The sequence below is a fragment of the Gymnodinialimonas sp. 202GB13-11 genome, from assembly GCF_040932485.1.
Classification (GTDB): domain Bacteria; phylum Pseudomonadota; class Alphaproteobacteria; order Rhodobacterales; family Rhodobacteraceae; genus Gymnodinialimonas; species Gymnodinialimonas hymeniacidonis.
The window spans coordinates 1358830-1376250 of the sequence record NZ_JBFRBH010000001.1; the positions used below are offsets into that span (position 1 = coordinate 1358830).

At 60.2% G+C, this 17421-nt stretch carries 17 protein-coding genes and 1 tRNA gene; 13 read left to right on the plus strand and 5 right to left on the minus strand.

Annotated features, from left to right (window positions below; all coding sequences use genetic code 11):
* The first annotated feature begins 10 nt into the window (after nucleotides 1-10).
* The 5 genes from V8J81_RS06835 (at nucleotide 11) to V8J81_RS06855 (ending at nucleotide 3526) form a co-directional block, all read left to right on the plus strand.
* Nucleotides 11-589, plus strand: coding sequence for a hypothetical protein (locus V8J81_RS06835; RefSeq protein WP_368474999.1), 579 nt, complete (start codon nucleotides 11-13; stop codon nucleotides 587-589).
* 187 nt (nucleotides 590-776) lie between these two features.
* Nucleotides 777-1805, plus strand: a complete 1029-nt coding sequence (gene argC, locus V8J81_RS06840; protein ID WP_368475000.1) for an N-acetyl-gamma-glutamyl-phosphate reductase — start codon at nucleotides 777-779, stop codon at nucleotides 1803-1805.
* 12 nt (nucleotides 1806-1817) lie between these two features.
* Nucleotides 1818-2264 carry a cytochrome c maturation protein CcmE gene (gene ccmE / locus V8J81_RS06845; RefSeq protein ID WP_368475001.1) on the plus strand — a complete coding sequence of 149 codons (447 nt, stop codon included), beginning with the start codon at nucleotides 1818-1820 and terminating at the stop codon, nucleotides 2262-2264.
* Nucleotides 2265-2390: 126 nt separating this feature from the next.
* Nucleotides 2391-3002, plus strand: coding sequence for a holin-associated N-acetylmuramidase (locus V8J81_RS06850; RefSeq protein WP_368477610.1), 612 nt, complete (start codon nucleotides 2391-2393; stop codon nucleotides 3000-3002).
* Nucleotides 2993-3526: a holin family protein gene (locus tag V8J81_RS06855; protein WP_368475002.1), complete on the plus strand. Its 534-nt coding sequence runs from the start codon at nucleotides 2993-2995 to the stop codon at nucleotides 3524-3526. Before V8J81_RS06850 ends, V8J81_RS06855 begins: the two co-directional genes overlap by 10 nt.
* Here V8J81_RS06855 and V8J81_RS06860 read toward each other — a convergent pair.
* The 4 genes from V8J81_RS06860 to V8J81_RS06875 form a co-directional block, all read right to left on the minus strand.
* The gene (locus tag V8J81_RS06860; RefSeq protein ID WP_368475003.1) at nucleotides 3523-4890 is read right to left on the minus strand and encodes a M20/M25/M40 family metallo-hydrolase; all 1368 of its coding nucleotides are present in this window, start codon (nucleotides 4888-4890) and stop codon (nucleotides 3523-3525) included. The genes V8J81_RS06855 and V8J81_RS06860 overlap by 4 nt on opposite strands.
* Nucleotides 4891-5136: 246 nt before the next feature.
* A complete protein-coding gene (locus V8J81_RS06865; RefSeq protein WP_368475004.1) occupies nucleotides 5137-6708 on the minus strand; it encodes a sulfatase family protein in 1572 nt (523 codons plus the stop codon).
* Entirely contained in the window at nucleotides 6705-8621 is a 1917-nt protein-coding gene (locus tag V8J81_RS06870) for a TRAP transporter permease (protein WP_368475005.1), read from the minus strand. Before V8J81_RS06870 ends, V8J81_RS06865 begins: the two co-directional genes overlap by 4 nt.
* A gap of 70 nt (nucleotides 8622-8691) precedes the next feature.
* Complete coding sequence (locus V8J81_RS06875) at nucleotides 8692-9699, minus strand: TAXI family TRAP transporter solute-binding subunit (RefSeq protein WP_368475006.1); 1008 nt, start codon at nucleotides 9697-9699, stop codon at nucleotides 8692-8694.
* An 87-nt stretch (nucleotides 9700-9786) separates the two neighbouring features.
* Here V8J81_RS06875 and V8J81_RS06880 point away from each other — a divergent pair, with 87 nt between their 5' ends.
* Nucleotides 9787-10704, plus strand: a complete 918-nt coding sequence (locus V8J81_RS06880) for a LysR family transcriptional regulator (protein WP_368475007.1) — start codon at nucleotides 9787-9789, stop codon at nucleotides 10702-10704.
* A gap of 82 nt (nucleotides 10705-10786) precedes the next feature.
* On the opposite strand, the gene V8J81_RS06885 is transcribed toward V8J81_RS06880, so the two are convergent.
* A tRNA-Ser gene (locus V8J81_RS06885) sits at nucleotides 10787-10876 on the minus strand.
* Nucleotides 10877-11051: 175 nt separating this feature from the next.
* On the opposite strand from V8J81_RS06885, the gene V8J81_RS06890 reads away from it, so the two are divergent.
* The 7 genes from V8J81_RS06890 (at nucleotide 11052) to V8J81_RS06920 (ending at nucleotide 17377) form a co-directional block, all read left to right on the plus strand.
* Complete coding sequence (locus V8J81_RS06890) at nucleotides 11052-11921, plus strand: hypothetical protein (protein WP_368475008.1); 870 nt, start codon at nucleotides 11052-11054, stop codon at nucleotides 11919-11921.
* 197 nt (nucleotides 11922-12118) lie between these two features.
* Nucleotides 12119-12820, plus strand: a complete 702-nt coding sequence (locus V8J81_RS06895) for a 50S ribosomal protein L21 (RefSeq protein ID WP_368475009.1) — start codon at nucleotides 12119-12121, stop codon at nucleotides 12818-12820.
* 12 nt (nucleotides 12821-12832) lie between these two features.
* A complete protein-coding gene (gene rpmA, locus V8J81_RS06900) occupies nucleotides 12833-13102 on the plus strand; it encodes a 50S ribosomal protein L27 (protein WP_368475010.1) in 270 nt (89 codons plus the stop codon).
* Between the two features lie 193 nt (nucleotides 13103-13295).
* A complete protein-coding gene (locus V8J81_RS06905) occupies nucleotides 13296-13823 on the plus strand; it encodes a GNAT family N-acetyltransferase (RefSeq protein ID WP_368477611.1) in 528 nt (175 codons plus the stop codon).
* 96 nt (nucleotides 13824-13919) lie between these two features.
* Nucleotides 13920-14954: a GTPase ObgE gene (gene obgE / locus V8J81_RS06910; protein WP_368475011.1), complete on the plus strand. Its 1035-nt coding sequence runs from the start codon at nucleotides 13920-13922 to the stop codon at nucleotides 14952-14954.
* Nucleotides 14942-16051 (plus strand): glutamate 5-kinase, encoded by a 1110-nt coding sequence (gene proB, locus V8J81_RS06915; RefSeq protein WP_368475012.1) that lies wholly within the window; start codon nucleotides 14942-14944, stop codon nucleotides 16049-16051. Before obgE ends, proB begins: the two co-directional genes overlap by 13 nt.
* A 57-nt stretch (nucleotides 16052-16108) precedes the next feature.
* Nucleotides 16109-17377 carry a glutamate-5-semialdehyde dehydrogenase gene (locus V8J81_RS06920; protein ID WP_368475013.1) on the plus strand — a complete coding sequence of 423 codons (1269 nt, stop codon included), beginning with the start codon at nucleotides 16109-16111 and terminating at the stop codon, nucleotides 17375-17377.
* The last annotated feature ends 44 nt before the right edge of the window (nucleotides 17378-17421 follow it).

The window sequence follows — 17421 nt, forward strand, 5'->3', positions numbered from 1 at the left end:
CCGTGTGTACATGGTCCGTACCTTTCCGCTGCTTCTTGCTCTCACCCTCGCATCGCCTGTGATGGCCCAGGTTCCGATACAGTCCGTGCCTCCCGCTGCGGCTGCAACCTCTACGGCTGATCGCAGCGATCCGGCGGCCTGGCAGGCGGCAATGCCATCCATTGAAATCGTGGCCGGTTTTCTGGCGGAGCGTGATATTCGGGGCGAGGATGACGCCCATATTCCGCGCGCAGACAACGCCTTTGTCAGTGGGGAGGAGGTGTATTTCTACGTCTCCCTTGGCAATGTCGCACGCGACCCCGTCGGCCAACCCGGAGCACGTTTCCAGATGTCCCTGCGCGCGCAGGTCCGCTCGGATACCGGCGAGCCGCTCAGCCCATGGCTCGACATCCATACATATGAGGGGACCATGACCATGGCCCCGGACGATCCGGAATATTTCCAAAGCTGGATCACGGGGGGATTGGGGCCGGAAGTGCCGCCGGGACGCTACCAACTCGCGCTCGAATTCACTGATGACCTGCGCGTAGAAGAGGCGGCCCAAACCCCTGTAGAGATCGTCTTTGACTTGGTCTATCCCGCTCCTTGAGCGCGTGATGCGCGGGCCGGATCCCGAAGGCGCAGCCACTACATGTGTAGTTACAGAAAAACTACGGGATCACTACAGGTTGAGGCCCCGCATTTTCAGTGCTGATCAGCGTATCACGCAGGATGATTTGATCGCCATGCCGATTTGCCGTAAGGCGCTCGGACACATCTGAAACGGGCCTTTCACCATGACCAAGACCATCGCGATCCTCGGCGCTTCCGGCTATACGGGGGCAGAGCTCTGTCGCCTGATCGGTGGGCACCCGGATCTGCGAATTGTAGCGCTGACCGGGGACCGTAAGGCGGGTCAGCCCATGGCCTCGGTCTATCCGTTCCTGCGCAGTGCCGGATTGCCCGATTTGCAGCGGATTGAGGATGTGGATTTCTCTGGGGTTGATTTGGCCTTTTGTGCCTTGCCTCACGCCACATCTCAAAGCGTTATCAAAGGCTTGCCGAGCGATCTTAAAGTTGTGGACTTGTCGGCCGATTTCAGGCTGCGCGATCCGGCCATGTATCGCAAATGGTACGGCAAAGATCAGGATGCGCCGGAGCTTCAGGCGGAGGCCGTCTATGGCCTGACCGAATTCTACCGTGAGGACATTCAGTCTGCGCGGTTAGTAGCAGGCACGGGGTGCAACGCGGCCACCGGGCAATTTGCGTTGCGGCCGGTGATCGCAGACGCTTTGATCGACCTCGATGAGATCATCATCAACATGGTCGTCGGCGTCTCGGGCGCGGGGAGGAGCCTCAAGGAAAACCTCCTCCATGCCGAATTGAGCGAAGGCACCAACGCCTATGCCCTTGGCGGCACGCACCGGCATTTAGGTGAGTTTGATCAAGAGTTTAGCTTGATCGCAGGTCGTCCCGTCGAAGTGCAATTCACGCCGCACCTCGCCCCCTTCAACCGGGGCATTCTGGCGACGGTCTATGTCAGCGGCGATGCGGATGCGATCCACAGCGCGCTGCGCACCGCTTACGATCACGAACCGTTCATCGAAGTGCTTCCGATGGGGCAGGCCCCCTCGACACATGACGTCAGAGGCACCAATTATTGTCATATCGGGGTCGTAGCTGACCGCCGGTCGGGCCGGGCGCAAATCGTGGCTGCCCTGGACAATTTGTGCAAAGGCTCTTCAGGGCAGGCGATCCAGAATGCCAACCTGATGCTAGGGCTGGAGGAAACGGCGGGCCTGATGGGCCTTGGCGTATTCCCGTAGGGAGAGATTGCGATGCGAAGTTTGAAGCGGCAGCGGCGCATTCAGGTGATCGTCTTGGCGGCCGTGGCCCTTTTGGGCTCCACCGGGTTGATCATCTGGGCCTCGCAGGATGCGTTCAACTTCTTCCGCCCGCCCGCCGAAATCGCCTCCAACCCGCCGCCGCCGAATGAAGTTTTCCGCATTGGCGGATTGGTCGAAGAAGGCACCTTGGTGCGCGGCGAAGGGGAAACGATTACCTTCAGCGTGACCGACGGCGCGGCTTCGATCCCAGTCAGCTATACCGGTATCCTGCCCGATCTTTTCAACGAAGGCGAAGGCATGGTGGGCACTGGGCGCTTGGTGGATGGCGTATTTGAGGCCACGGAAATTCTCGCCCGCCATGATGAGACCTATATGCCCGCCGAGGTGATCGAAGCGCTGGAAGAACAGGGCGTTTACCGCGACCCAGGCGAAAGCTGATCTTTCAGCTTCTCCTCCAGCCTGTCGCCTGTTCTCGCAGCTGATTTCTTTGGCTCAGTAACACTTCCTTAACTCTCCCATGGTGGATTCCATCGCTCAAAACCAATGAGTGTGGAGGGACGGGCCATGCTTTCGGTTCGATCTATAGCAGAAGACATTGTTGCCCGTGAGGGCGGTTTCGTGAACGATCCCGACGATCCGGGCGGGGCGACCAAACATGGTGTGACCATCCATACGATGCGCAGTCTCGGCCTCGATCTGGACACGGATGGTGATGTGGACGTCGCCGATGTGCGGCTGGTGACGCCGGAGCTCGCAACCGATCTGTTCATCGAGCACTACTTCACACGCCCCCGCATCCATCTTTTGCCGGAGCCCTTGCAGGCCACGGTCTTCGATATGCAGGTCAACGCGGGCTCAAATGCCGTGCGCATCCTTCAACGGCTGTTGCGGGACATGGGGCTCGACATAGCGGTCGACGGTGCCATCGGCCCGCAAACGGCGCGTGCAGCCCATGCCGCTCTCGCGCAAGCCCCGGACCATCTGGTTGATGCGTACGGGATTGCGCGGCGCAATTACTACTATCGCCTGGCCGACCGTCGCCCCGCCAGCCGCAAATACGCGCGTCGCCGGGACGGCGGAAAAGGGGGCTGGATCGTTCGGGCCGAAGAATTCATCTCCCCCCGCTACCACCTGACAGCGGCGCAGCACCGTGAAAGGACAGCGGCATGGGGTTGATGGATCGCGGGATCGGCGAGACGGTCGAAGGGATCGGAGAAGCGGCGGAAGGACTGTCGGAAGTCTTCGTGCCCAACGCCACGCGCGCGATGGAGCTCGCCGCAGGCATCCACCAAGCGACATTGCAAACGGCGGCGGCGGAATTTGAATATGCGGGCACCGGTTGGTTTGACCGCATGATCAACGGGTTGAACCGGTTGCCCCGTCCCATGCTGGCCTTGGGCACGCTTGGCCTGTTTGTTTATGCGATGGCCGATCCGCAGGCTTTTGCCGCGCGCATGATCGGTTTGCAGGAAGTGCCGGAGCCATTGTGGTGGCTTCTAGGAGCCATCGTCAGCTTCTACTTCGGGGCGCGTGAGCTGCACTATTCCCGTGGTGTGACGCCCCGGCTAAATGGCGGCGCACAACAAGGCAGGCGGCGTCTGCGCGATCGTTTGGGTGGCATTTTCGGTCGGCGTCGCCGCCAGCCTGCCCCGGAAGAAGAGGCCGATAACCCCGCGCTCAGCGATTGGCGACGCAACTAGTGCCAATCTTCCGGTTTGGTGCCTGCGAACGATCCCAGAATTGCAGCCATCAATCCAGTGGCCTCAAACAAAAGTCGTTTGGGCAAATGCTCATTCGGGGCGTGTTGGGAGCATTCGGGGTAGGAATGGGGAACCCAGATTGTTGGCAAGCCCAATACCTCCCGAAAAATGTCGTTCGGAAGCGAGCCGCCCAGAGAAGGCAGAATGGCTGGGGGCTGCCCGCTCTCGGCTTCGATGACACCAGAGAGGCGTTTAACCGCTTGATGGTCAACTGGCGTGGCACTGGCTCGAAACGAAGGGCCTTCGGGGGTGATCGTAACGTCTGAAAACCCTGCTTCGTCCAGATGAGTGCGGAGCGCCTCTAACAACCCCTCGCTCCGCGTTCCGGGCGCATAGCGCAACTGGACCCAAGCACTGGCTTTCGGCGGAATGGCGTTGACCGGAGCAGGGGGATGGCCGGCGTGCAAGGCCAGCACTTCCGCGGACGACCAGGCATGGATGCGTTCCGCAGGTGTCAGGCCGGCAACACCCCAATCTTCATCGACGGCACCGCCGGCGGGTGTGATTGTCTTAAGGGCTGCCCGCGTTGCGTCCGGAATATGGCCGGGTGTCCACGCGTCAATCTGCAATCCGCCGTTCCGGTCGACGATGCTGGTCAAGGCATGGGCAAGTTCGATTGCGGGGTTCCGAAGGGCACCACCGAAATTGCCGGAATGTCGCCCGCTTTCCCTGTGTTCTAGATCCAACCGGAACGTCATGCCCCCGCGTGCGCCGAGAAACAGAGTGGGCGTCTCAGCCGCAACCCTTGGGCCGTCAGAAGCCAGCAGCACATCCGCTTTCAGGGCTTTCGCCTGTAGCATACAGATCTCGGCCAATCCGGGGGAGCCAATTTCTTCCCCCATCTCAATCAACCAGATCAGGTTAAATCCCAAGGCGTGCCGTTCTGCCAGAACGGTTTCCACCGCGGTCAGGTTGACCAGAAACTGACCCTTGTTATCGGCAATGCCACGGCCAAACCAATGCTCACCCGCTTCGGTCAGCGTCCAAGGGTCACGCCCTTCGGCCCAATCCCCCTCCATGCCCGGAACGACATCGCCGTGCGAATAGGTCAGTACGGTTGGAAGAACCGGATCCTCAATCCGACGCGCGATCAAGAAAGGTGCGCCGGGAACGCCGTGCTGTTCCAAAGTAAACGAAAGTGGCGCAAGCCATTGCGAGATTAGGTCAAAGTACGACGCCGCCCATTGCGGGGCATTTTCGGTTTGGGCATCCGTCTTTTGGGCAATCAGTTGCGCCAAGCGGGTCTTGAAAGCGGACCCGCGCGCACGTTCGAGTCCAGCCATTGAAAGTTCAGACGTAAACATGCGCGGATCCTTTAGAATGGTTCACTGCGATTTTTGGGCGCAACTATCCGAGCGTGGCCGTTTTTGTGTGCGATTGCACCCGCCGATCTTGCACAGGATTTTTCCTTTTGGCACCGCTTAACACTGCATTGGTGGAGATAAGAGTGCGAACGAACGCAACTATTGCCTCAGACTTTGCGGAAAGCGCTCGGGTTTTCGGACTGCTCTGCGAAAAGGCCTGACCAAAGGATAGCGATGGCTAATGCGTCACGCGCGGTAGGCGGGCAGGGGGGATCGATCTTGAAGAGAGATCATTCTCCGCAACATCAGCTCCGACAAATGATGCCGCACCTGCTCAGCAGACGGTTGATCGTAAAGGTTGTCCACTTCTCCAGGATCTGTCTCTAGATCGTAGAGCTCGTTCCAATCCTCACCTTCTCGCAGCGACATGCGGTAGCGGTCCGTCACCAGTGTTCTGACGCGTTGAGGGCGGTCGAAGCCTGTCATGGTCCGTTGGCTGTCTTCCTCGATAACGAGACCTTCAGGGGGCGACGATGAGAACAGATCGCGCCCCTGTATTCCGTTGTACGGCTGGATACCCGCGCGCGCCAGAACGGTTGGTGCGATATCGATGGAGGAGGCGAGCCCCGCATCGCTGTGACCCGAGATCGCCGCGTGCGGATCATGCCAGATAAACGGCACCCGGATAATGCCCTGATAATGCAGCAAAAGTTTCAGCATCAAACCATGGTCGCCCATATAGTCACCGTGGTCCGTTGTGAATATTACGACCGTATTCTCGGCAAGGCCCAGTTCTTCAAGCTGATGTAACACACGCCCAATCGCGTCGTCGATCATGGTGATCATGCCGTACGTCAGCGCGATAATGGCGCGCGCTTCGTCTTCGGTGACGGCGAAGGGGTTTTGGTTATCACGTGGATCGCTGCCGTTTGCCATTGCCTCGCGCATGGCGCGAATGGGCGGAAGATCGCCCTTTCCGAACGTCTCAGGCAGGGCGATGTCCAATGGGTCGTACATATCCCAATAGCGACCCGGCGGGGTGAAGGGGTGGTGCGGATCGGGAAAGCTCATCTGCAGAAAAAACGGAGCGTCTTCTTGCGCACGTTCGGCCAGATAAGCCGCAGACCGATCCGCGATCCAATTGGTTGAATAAAGCTCTTCAGGGACAGCGGTTCGCCATGCCTGTGGCGCATTTATCCGGTTGTCTGGCAGCGCGTTTTCCGGGCCCACGAGGTTGTCAAAATCGGGGCACTGATCTCGCGCCCATAGAAGGTAGTCGCCGCTGGCCTGATCCCCGTGATCTGCAGCAACTTCGACATGCTCGAACCCGTAGAAATCGCCATCGATCCTCTCGGCCAGCGGGCGATCCCATTTCGGCGCAATCTCAAGATCATAATCCGGCGTGTGCCGGTTGTTCTTGATCGCATCGCGCAGAGGGGCGCTTGGCGCGTGAAGGCCATCGGCGGGTTCATAAGTGTTCGTGGCCGCCAGTCCCGTAAAGCTTTGCAGGTGCGACTTACCAATCAGCCCTGTGCGATATCCGGCATCGCGCAGCAGTTCCACAAACGTGGTGTGGTCCTTGGAAAGCGGAATTCCGTTGTGCCGCGCACCATGGGCCGAACACATCCGCCCCGTCATAATAGAGGCCCGGTTTGGCATGCAAATGGGGTTGGCCACATAGAACCGCTCAAACCGGGTCCCTTGGGCGGCGATCCTGTCGATATGCGGCGTGCGGACTGTCGGGTTGCCGTAGCACCCCAAATGATCGGCGCGATGTTGATCGGTGATAATGAAGAGGAAATTGGGACGCTTTGTCATGGGCTCACCTTTGGCTCAGACGGCGTGCCCCCGCGCATCGCCCACGCCACCAACGCAAGACCAAGGGCCAGTGCAGGCAGGTGGATTGCAGGCGATGTGGCCAGAAGGGCGAAGGCAGCCCCGAACCGCAAAACAACCTCGGGAATAGTAAGCTTGCGGACCCCAAACGCCGACAAAGCAGAGGAGAAGAGCCAAATGCAAAAGCATGTGCGCGCCACGATCCACAAGAACGGCAGCAGGCTGAACTCCTCAACGATCAGGATCGTAGGGTAGAAGGCAAAGATGAACGGGATGATAAATTTCGCCATCCCAAGCCGGAAGGACATCAACGCCGTCATCAACGGGTTCGCCTGCGCAATCGGGGCCGCCGCATAGGCCGCGATGGCTACCGGCGGGGTCAGCGACGACGCCACGCCGTAGTAAAACACGAACATATGTGCCGTCAGCATCGACACGCCAAGTGCCTGAATGGCTGGCCCCATGACAAGGATAATGATCAGGTAGGCGGGCAGGGTGGGCATCCCCATACCGAGGATCAACGCGCCAATCATCGCCACCAGCAGGGCGGAAAAAAGGCTCTCGCCGCGAATGTCCGAAATCACCCCGGCCAGTTTCAGCCCAAGGCCGGTGCTGTCGAGCGAGCCCACCAGAATGCCTATCGCCGCAATCGCAATCAAAAGCGTCGCGCCGCTTTCGGCACCTTTCAGGAACGAGTTCCAGACCCGCACCGGATCGCGGCGCACGTCTGGGTTGATCACTGACAGGGCCAGCAAAACGATCACCGCATAAAAGCCTGCCGCTGAGGTCGAGTACCCGAGCAAGAGGCTCCCGATCACGGTCACAATCGGCCCGACAAACAGGATCGCGTTGATCATATCGGTGCGCGTGATTTTGTCGTCTAGGGCCAGCGGCTGCACTTCGATGCCCTGCCGACGGGATTCGACCGTGACGCCAGTGAAGAGACTGAAGTAATAGAACAAGGCCGGAAACAAGGCCGCAATGATGATGTTGAGGTAGCCTGCGCCCGTCAGGTCCGCCATGACCAGCGCTGCCGCGCCCATGATCGGCGGCATGATCTGCCCGCCGGAGGAGGCCGTGGCCTCGATCCCCGCCGCAAAGGTCGGGCTGAACCCACGCCGCTTGATCATCGGGATCGTGAAGGTGCCGGTGCCCACGATATTGGCCACGGTCGATCCCGACATCGTGCCGAACATCGACGACGCAACGATGGCCGCATGGGCCGGGCCGCCGCGTGTCCGCCGCGTCAAAAGAAACGCGAATTTCAGCAGCGTGTCGCCCGCGCCGGTGCCTTCCAGCAGCACACCAAAGATGATGAAGATGAAGACCGTGACCAAAACGATATTGGTAATCGAGCCGAAGACACCCTTGTTAGTGTTGTACCAAAGCGCCTCGGACACATCGACAAAATCGAAACCCGTATGCTCCAGAATGCCCGGCATCCCTTGGCCGTAGAGCAGGTAAAGCACCCCCAGCGCGCCGATGGAGAAGAGGCCCCAGCCCCAAAGGCGGCGACACAGCTCCAGGAATACGATCAGGCCAGCCAGCGCAGGCCATGCATCGGCCTGTCGCACATCGTATAGGGCAACCTCCATCTGCGTCTGGACGGTAAAGAAAGACCAGATCGCCCAAAGCCCGGCGCCCAAAAGCGCCAGATCGATCGCCAAGTGGATTGGCCCATTGGCTTTGCCCGCATCGACCCGCCTGCGGCGTGACACGGCGATGGCTACAAACAGGGCCAGTGCAAAGCCAACAGCGCGGTGCATCTTTGGATCAATGAGATCAATGCCTGCGCTATAAATCGCGATCGCCCCGAGCGCGGCACAGGCCAGATAGGCGGCCCACGTAAAGGCGCGGTCAATCGGTCCGGACGGAACGTGCGTCTGGTCGGCCATGGGTGTGGCTTTCGGGTAAGAGGGTCGGGGGCGACGCCGCCCAGTTTAGGCGGCGCCGTGTGCGCATCGGTTAGGGGCGCAGCTCATCGGGAATGTCGAATCCCGCTTCCTCATAGTAGCGCAACGCACCCGGGTGCAGCGGCACGTTGACGGCAGTGAATGCCGTCTCGGGCGTCACATTCTGCAAGAACAGGGCCGAAGCATGGACCTCGTCCAACCCTTCCCAAAAGGCGCGTGTGGCCTGATAGACAACCTCTTCATCCACGCCCACATGGGTGCCGATGAACTGGAAGAAGCCGAGCGCCGTGATCGTCCCTTCGGTCAGCTGACCCTGATAGAGGTCGCCTTCAAATTGCATCATCCCGCGACCCGGGCGCCCAAACAGCGCCTGCATGTCCTCGTCCGCAACCATGTCCTCGGGGATCGAGAAGATGCGGAATTCGCCCGAAAGGCCAAACCGCTCGATATTGGCTGAGCCGACTTCCGCCGGACGCACCATCATGTCGATCTGACCATCGGCCAGAGCGGAATACCCCTCACCCCAGCTTAAGCGTACGGCCTCGTAATCCTCACCCGGTTCATAGCCCGTTATGATGCGGATCAGCGCCTCAGACGTGGCCGAAGCCGAGCCTGCCGGCGGACCGGTGAATACGGTCTGACCCGCAATGTCTTCCCAGCTTTCGATACCCGATCCGGCCAGCGTGACGGGGTGATAGGCCCCAGCCTGAAAGCCAAGGATCGCACGCAGATTGCCTGCAACCTCGGGCGCGTCATCGACTGTTTCATACATCCGTGCGCCGTTGGACATCAGGCCCACAAGCGACGGCACGGACGAGAAGAATTCGATGTCTCCCCGTGCGCCTGAAAGCATGGAGCGTGTCAGCGTCTGACCTGCGTTGACCTGAATGTTGACCCCCGCTTCGCTCGCCTGATTGGCAAATGCCACAAACATCGTGTGCACCGGATCGCCGACGCCAGCCGTCTCGCCGCTATAGATCTGTGCTGATGCGGTGGTCGACGCCAAAGCCGAAGCTGCAAAAACGGCCATCGCAGCCGCAATTTTCCTGAAATGGAACACGGTATCCTCCCTTGATTTTGGAAAAGACTAGCACGTCCAATCCATTCGATATAATCAAACATAAGGATTGAAGCATTCCGTTTTGATATGAAACTTGACCCGAAGCACCTTGTCCAACTGGCCGTCATTGTCGAGGCAGGATCGTTTCAATCGGCGGCTGACCGGCTGGGGCTGACGCAACCTGCGCTCAGTCGCAACATGAAGTCGCTGGAGGCGCGGCTTGGCGCGAGCCTGTTCAACCGCGACGGCCGCAAATCCGTTCCCAACACGCTTGGCCTGCGTCTTGCCCGCAATGGCGCGACAATCAGATTGGCAGAAGAACAGGCCAGCGTGCTGGCCGCGCAGTCCGCCCAAGGGGCTGTGGGGGAATTGCGGATCGGCGCCCCACCCATCGTGGCGGGCAGGTTCCTGAGCGGCGTGCTGGCGCATTTCATTCGCGACAACCCGAATTGCGTCGTCGAGATGCGAACTGGTCTGGTTCACGAACTTCGCTCAATGCTGGAACGCAAGCAGGTGGATCTGATCCTGGGTCCGCAAAGCCTGGCCGACGCGACCGACAGCATGGTGTTCGATCCTCTGATTGATGACCGCGTTGGCATCTTATGCCGTAAGGACCACCCCCTCACGAAACGAAAGCGGGTGACCGCTGATGATCTTGAGGCGCAGGTCTGGCTTGCACATTCCCGTGGCAGCCTTCTTCGCCAACAGACGGAGGCCGCGATGACCGCATCCGGTGTGACCTCCATGCATATCGTTTGTGAAACGGATTCTATCCGGTCGGCGCTTGAAATCGTGGCCGAAACGAACCTGATAACCACCATGCCGCGGGCGACGACGACGCCTTACTTGGCAAACGGTCTCGCGTTTCTGGATTTTGACCATCCGCAATTTCGGAGACCGCTGGGGGCAATCAGACGCGCAGATGCGAGGATGAACCCGATCGAGAAACGGTTTCTCTCGAGCCTGAATGCCAGCTTGCTCAGTCTAGACCAAACGCGCAATTGATTGTTGGCGATCGCTCCACGATTGCAAGTCGACGCGCCGGCTACCAAAGCGGTTTTTCGACGGAAGTTTGAAATAGGATTTGTGGCGGAGAGACAGGGATTCGAACCCTGGGTGGGCTTGCACCCACAACGGTTTTCGAGACCGCCCCGTTCGACCACTCCGGCACCTCTCCGCGGATAGGGTTGTCGCCCGTGGGCGGCGGGATAGCGGCAAGCGGTGCGCCGCGCAAGGCCCATATCGGGGAAAACTGATTTGACGTCCGCTGGTTTTCCGGCAGGATCGCCGCAATGTGCCAAAGCGGTCCGTAGTGGGACAGTTTCGGCATTGCGAATTTGATCGGAGTGCCCATGGTCCGCGCAATCTGTATTGCTCTCTTGCTGTCGCTTCCGGCGGTTGCAGCTTTTGCTCAGGCCCAACAGGCTTCTGCGGTGTCCGGCAGCACCTACGCGGTTGAGCAACCGGCACTTTATGAGATGTTCGAGGCGATGGGCATGTACGAGATGCTGCCGATCATAGCTGAGGAACACATCAATGCGGCCCAAGACATGCAGGCCGGGCTATTTCCCGGACGGGGCGGGGCCGCTTGGCAGGCGCGGATTGAAGAAATCCACGACCCCGCGCGCCTGATTGCGTTGTTTGAGGAATTCTTCCCGCACGATCGGCTAAGCCGCGAAGATGTTGCGGCTGTCACCGCCTTCATGAGGTCTGAGTCCGGGCGACGCCTGATCAACGGCGAAATCGCGGCCAGGCGCGCGTTCCTCAATGCCGACGCAATGGAGAACGGACAGGCGGCCCTGCTGCTTGCGATGGAGACCCAAGATATCCGCTTGGAAACACTGCGCGCGTTCAACGAGGTAAACGATCTGATCAACCGCAATGTCTCAGGCGCCATGAATTCGCGTTTCTCCCTGTTTCAAGGCCTCGCCGACGGTGGAGCGTTTGACGATGATATGGGCGAAACCCTCATGATCAGCGACGTCATGGCCCATGAGCCGCAAATCCGCGAAGCGACGGTTGAATGGTTGTTCTCGTTCCAGGCCATCGCCTATTCCAATGTCGAGAATGCCGATCTTGAGGCTTATGTCGCCCATTCTGAAAGTGAAACGGGTCAAGCGATGATCGCTGCTTTGTTCATCGCCTTTGAAGAGTTGCTCGGCACGCTCAACTACGATCTGGGTTATGCGGCTGCGACCTATATCGGCGGCGAAGATCTATAGGGCGGCAACGCGTGCCTTTTGGCTTGACATAACACGGCGCCTCCAGCATTTAGCGGCCTCCGCCAGCGCAGGGATTCTGTCGGCTGGTGGTTATGGTAATGAACGCCCCTAATCGGGGCGCGCTGTTCGAGGCGGGGAAACCCCAAAACGCTGCAACGCTGCAGGGCCACACGACGCGGGTTATGAAGGATAAGCCAATGTTCGCTGTCATGAAGACAGGCGGCAAGCAGTATAAAGTCCAGGCGGGTGACAAACTCCGCGTGGAAAAGCTTGCAGCAGAGGCCGGTGAAACGGTCCAGTTCAACGAAATTCTGATGCTGGGTGGCGATAGCGCCACGGTCGGCGCGCCGCTTGTGGAAGGCGCCGCTGTTCAAGCCACGGTTGTGGACCAGGTCAAGGGCGAGAAGCTCATCCACTTCGTCAAGCGCCGTCGTAAGCACTCTTCGAAGCGTAAGAAGGGTCATCGTCAGCAGCTCACGCTGATCGAGATCACCGAAGTCCTCGCCAAGGGTGGCGACAAGACCGGTGTGAAGGCTGCTGTTGGTGCAGGCTCCGTTGCCGGTGTGGCCGTGGCCGCCGCCGCTGCGAAGCCCGCAAAGAAGGCGAAGAAGGCCGAAGCGCCCAAGGCAGAGGCCCCGAAGGCCGAAAAGCCCAAGGCGAAGAAGGCTGAGGCCGCTCCGGCGCCCGCCGCCGAAGCTGGCGCAGATGACCTCAAGCAACTGTCCGGTGTTGGACCCGCGCTTGAGAAGAAGTTGCACGCCGCTGGCGTGACCACTTTCGCTCAAATCGCCGCCTGGGGCGCCGATGACATCGTCGCCATGGACGAAAAACTCTCGTTCAAAGGCCGGATCGAGCGTGAAGGCTGGGTCGATCAAGCCAAGAAAATCGTCGAAGGCTAAGGAGACAAACACATGGCACATAAAAAAGCAGGTGGTAGCTCCCGGAACGGCCGCGACTCCGCTGGCCGCCGTTTGGGCATCAAGAAATTCGGTGGCGAAGCCGTCATCCCAGGCAACATCATCGCGCGTCAGCGCGGCAACAAGTGGTGGCCGGGTGAAGGCGTGGGCGAAGGCAAGGATCATACGATCTTCGCAACCGTCGAAGGCAATGTGTCCTTCCGCAAAGGCTTCAAAGGCCGCACTTTCATTTCCGTACTCCCAGCAGCCGAGGCTGCCGAGTAACCGCCCGTCCCAAGGGTAAGATTTTCAAGGGGCCGGTGGAAACACCGGCCCCTTCGCATTTCTGTAACCGCTCTTGTGCAAACAGACCGCGATGCCCACCTGTGAGGCTGGGGATGAGAGGCCAACAAGAGCAATCGGTTCGGAGGAGGACCGAGATATGAAACAGGAAACGATCCTGCGCACGGCTCCAAATATGGAGGCAGCGCAATTGCAGATCCAAACACCCCGTATGGTGCTACGCCCCATGCGTGCGTCCGATGCCGGGCTGATCACCCTCTACCACGCCGACAAACGCGTGGCTGAGATGACGACGTCTATCCCGCACCCGCTGCCGCCTGGCGCTACGGAAAGCTTCATGGGCAAGTTCCTGCGCGATGATGTGGAGCATACGGCCTGGGTCATGGATGCCAGCAGCTTTGGCGGGGCCGAGGTTCTGGGGATCATTTCGCTCGACCAGATGGATCGCGGCCAGTCCGAGATCGGCTATTGGGTTGCACCCGCGATGTGGAACACCGGCTTCGCCTCCGAGGCCGTCCATGCGCTTGTCGATGCCAATCCGCTGAAGAACAAAACCATCTTTGGTTCGGTGTTTCAGGACAATCCAAGCTCCGCACGTGTTTTGACGAACGCGGGCTTCGATTACCTTGGCGATGCGGAAGCCTTCTCGGTCGCGCGGGCCGCAAAAGTTGCGACGTGGACTTACCTCAAGCGATTGGGGTAGGAGGCAAGCGCAAGGACATTGGGGGGCCAGCCCCCCAAGCCCCCCGGCATATTTGAAGAACAAAGATGGGGCGGGCGTTCGCGCGCGCAAACTCAGATGAAATTTCTCGATCTGGCGAAAGTCTATATCCGCTCTGGCAGTGGCGGTGGCGGCGCGGTCTCGTTCCGGCGGGAGAAATATATCGAATATGGCGGTCCCGATGGCGGTGATGGCGGGCGCGGTGGCGATGTCTGGATCGAAGTGGTCGAGGGCCTTAATACGCTCATCGACTTCCGTTACCAGCAACATTTCTTTGCTAAAAATGGCCAGCCCGGCATGGGCAAACAGCGCACGGGCAAGGATGGCGATGATATCCTCTTGCGCGTGCCTGCAGGCACCGAAGTGTTGGAGGAAGATCAAGAAACTCTGATTGCGGATCTTGATGAAGTTGGCCAACGGCTTTGCGTGGCCAAGGGCGGCAATGGCGGCTTTGGCAATCTGCACTTCAAAAGCGCCACCAATCAGGCCCCGCGCCGCGCCAATCCAGGCCAAGAGGGCGTTGAGCGCACCATATGGCTGCGCCTGAAGCTCATCGCCGATGTGGGCCTTTTGGGCCTGCCTAATGCGGGCAAGTCCACCTTCCTGTCGGCGACCTCCAACGCGCGCCCGAAAATTGCGGATTATCCCTTTACCACGCTCCACCCCAATCTCGGCGTCGTTGGCGTGGATGGTGCGGAATTCGTTGTGGCCGACATTCCCGGCCTGATCGAGGGCGCGAGCGAGGGCAGGGGGCTTGGAGACACATTCTTGGGCCATGTCGAACGCTGTGCGGCGCTTCTGCACCTGATTGATGGCACGGCGGAAGATGTGGTGGCGGATTACAAGACCATTATTGGCGAGTTAGAGGCCTATGGTGGCGATCTTGCGGAAAAGCCACGCATCACTGTGCTCAACAAGGTTGATGCACTGTCGCCGGAAGAAACCTCCAAGAAACGCGCCGCGCTTGAGGCTGAGGCCGGGCCAGTGATGGAGATGTCGGGCGTGGCCCGCACAGGCCTGATCGAAGTGTTGCGCGTGCTGCGGGCCCGCGTTGATGCCGACCGTAAGGCCGAGCGGGAGGCCAAGGAGGATCCTTCGCCATGGCAGCCCTGACCATTTCTGACGCGAAGCGGGTCGTCATCAAGATCGGCTCTGCGCTTTTGGTGGATCGCGACACGGGCGCGTTGCGGGCTGATTGGCTGGTGGGCCTTGCCTCTGACGTAGCCGCCCTCAAAGCAAATGGCACTGACATCATCCTCGTCTCATCCGGCGCGATTGCGCTTGGGCGTGGCGTTCTGGCGCTGGGGTCCGGCCCCTTGTCACTGGAAGAGGCTCAGGCGGCGGCGGCTGTGGGTCAGATCCGTTTGGCGCGCGCCTATGAAGAGGCGCTTGCGCCCCATAACTTAACCTCGGCCCAGATACTGTTGACACTGGATGATAGCCTTGACCGGCGCCGTTACTTGAACACGCGCGCAACCTTTGCGGCCCTTCTGGCGCGCGGGGCGGTGCCCATCGTCAACGAAAACGACACCATCGCCACTGACGAGATCCGCTACGGCGACAATGATCGTCTCGCGGCAAACGTAGCTGTTATGGCGGGCGCAGATATCTGCGTGCTGCTCAGCGATATCGACGGCCTTTATACGGCCCCGCCGGGAACAGATGGCGCGACGCATTTGCCGCTGGTGGAAGAGATCACCGCTGAGATCGAGGCGATGGCGGGGGATGCCGGGTCTGGCCTGTCGAAGGGTGGGATGAAGACCAAGATCATGGCGGCACGGACGGCCACGGCGGCAGGCTGCGCCATGGTCATCACGCAAGGCGCAGTGGATCGGCCCTTGCAGGCCTTACAAAGCGGCGCGGCGTCCACTTGGTTCACCGCCAACCTCACACCGCAACAGGCTCGCAAGGCGTGGATCGGGGCCATGAAGCCGAAAGGGGCCGTGCGCCTCGATGCAGGTGCTGTGGCTGCCATTGGCCGTGGCAAATCTCTGCTACCTGCCGGGGTGGCGCAAGTTGAAGGCAGCTTTGAGCGCGGCGACCCGGTGCGCATCGAAGGCCCGGATGGTGCAGCGCTTGGCATCGGCCTCAGCCGCTACACAAGCGCCGAGGCGCAGGCGATTGCGGGCCACCATTCTTCCGAGATCGAGCCAATTCTGGGCTATCCGGGGCGCGCCGCCTTGATCCACCGTGATGACATGGCGCTCTGACCCCTTCCGCTTCACGCAAAACACCCTATTCTGCCCGCCGACCCTGGAGGCACCGCCATGAAAGATCTGACCGACAACATCCCCGCCCTGATGGCCGATATCGGCGCCCGTGCAAAAGCGGCCTCGGCCGAACTGGCTTTTGCGCCGGCTCAGGCAAAGACGGCAGCTCTCAACGCCGCAGCGGATGCAGTCTGGGCGCGGCGGGAAGAGATCATCGCCGCCAATAGCCAAGACATGGACTACGGGCGCGAAAAGGGTCTCTCGGCGGCGATGCTAGACCGTTTGATGCTGGATGCGGGCCGGATCGAAGGCATCGTCGAAGGCTTGCGCGCCGTGGCAGGGCAGGACGATCCTGTTGGCCAAGTCATGACGGAGTGGGATCGGCCCACTGGCCTTCACATCCAACGCGTGCGCACGCCGCTTGGCGTCATCGGTGTCATCTACGAAAGCCGCCCCAATGTAACCGCCGATGCCGGCGCATTGTGCCTGAAGTCGGGCAATGCGGTGATCCTGCGGGGCGGATCGGAAAGCTTTCATTCCTCAGCTTTGCTGGTTGAATGCCTCAAGGACGGCTTGCGCGCCGCGTCTTTGCCGGAAGATGCCGTTCAACGTGTGCCGACCCGCGACCGCACGGCTGTCAGCGAGATGCTGACGATGACCGATGCAATCGATGTGATCGTGCCCCGTGGCGGCAAGGGCCTTGTCGGGCTGGTGCAGCGCGAGGCGCGTGTGCCCGTCTTCGCCCATCTCGAAGGGATTTGTCATATCTTCGTCGATGCGGCGGCGGACCCTGAAAAGGCGCTGAAGGTTGTGCTGAACGCCAAGACACGGCGGACCGGGATTTGCGGCTCGGCCGAATGCCTGCTGATCCACCGCGATATTGCCGATACGATTGGGCAAGGCATCGTGCGCGCCCTGCTGGATGCCGGTGTCGAAGTGCGTGGCGATACGGAACTTCAGAAGATCGACGGCGTGATGGCCGCGGTGGACGATGATTGGGGGTGCGAATTCCTCGACATGATCATCGCGGCGCGAGTCGTCGATGACGTGGACGGTGCGATTGCCCATATCCGCCAGTTTGGCTCGAACCACACAGATTGCATCATCACCGAAGATGACGCGGTGGCCGGGCATTTCTTCCAACGGCTCGACAGTGCCATCCTGATGCGCAATGCCTCGACCCAGTTTGCCGATGGCGGTGAGTTCGGAATGGGGGCCGAAATTGGCATCGCCACGGGCAAGATGCACGCCCGCGGGCCGGTCGGGGCGGAACAGCTGACCTCGTTCAAGTATCTTGTGACGGGCGACGGGACTGTTCGCAGCTGACACGGACAGCAATGAAGTGGGAAAAGGGGGCTTTGCCCCCGTCG

Bases quoted from the DNA above. Each gene is read 5' to 3' on its own strand.
- V8J81_RS06920 (WP_368475013.1), top strand. From the start codon at position 16,109: ATGAAAGATCTGACCGACAACATCCCCGCCCTGATGGCCGATATCGGC.
- V8J81_RS06905 (WP_368477611.1), top strand. From the start codon at position 13,296: ATGGAGGCAGCGCAATTGCAGATCCAAACACCCCGTATGGTGCTACGC.
- V8J81_RS06865 (WP_368475004.1), bottom strand. From the start codon at position 6,708: ATGACAAAGCGTCCCAATTTCCTCTTCATTATCACCGATCAACATCGC.
- proB (WP_368475012.1), top strand. From the start codon at position 14,942: ATGGCAGCCCTGACCATTTCTGACGCGAAGCGGGTCGTCATCAAGATC.
- ccmE (WP_368475001.1), top strand. From the start codon at position 1,818: ATGCGAAGTTTGAAGCGGCAGCGGCGCATTCAGGTGATCGTCTTGGCG.
- argC (WP_368475000.1), top strand. From the start codon at position 777: ATGACCAAGACCATCGCGATCCTCGGCGCTTCCGGCTATACGGGGGCA.
- V8J81_RS06850 (WP_368477610.1), top strand. From the start codon at position 2,391: ATGCTTTCGGTTCGATCTATAGCAGAAGACATTGTTGCCCGTGAGGGC.
- V8J81_RS06870 (WP_368475005.1), bottom strand. From the start codon at position 8,621: ATGGCCGACCAGACGCACGTTCCGTCCGGACCGATTGACCGCGCCTTT.
- V8J81_RS06835 (WP_368474999.1), top strand. From the start codon at position 11: ATGGTCCGTACCTTTCCGCTGCTTCTTGCTCTCACCCTCGCATCGCCT.
- rpmA (WP_368475010.1), top strand. From the start codon at position 12,833: ATGGCACATAAAAAAGCAGGTGGTAGCTCCCGGAACGGCCGCGACTCC.
- V8J81_RS06895 (WP_368475009.1), top strand. From the start codon at position 12,119: ATGTTCGCTGTCATGAAGACAGGCGGCAAGCAGTATAAAGTCCAGGCG.
- V8J81_RS06890 (WP_368475008.1), top strand. From the start codon at position 11,052: ATGGTCCGCGCAATCTGTATTGCTCTCTTGCTGTCGCTTCCGGCGGTT.
- obgE (WP_368475011.1), top strand. From the start codon at position 13,920: ATGAAATTTCTCGATCTGGCGAAAGTCTATATCCGCTCTGGCAGTGGC.
- V8J81_RS06855 (WP_368475002.1), top strand. From the start codon at position 2,993: ATGGGGTTGATGGATCGCGGGATCGGCGAGACGGTCGAAGGGATCGGA.
- V8J81_RS06880 (WP_368475007.1), top strand. From the start codon at position 9,787: ATGAAACTTGACCCGAAGCACCTTGTCCAACTGGCCGTCATTGTCGAG.
- V8J81_RS06860 (WP_368475003.1), bottom strand. From the start codon at position 4,890: ATGTTTACGTCTGAACTTTCAATGGCTGGACTCGAACGTGCGCGCGGG.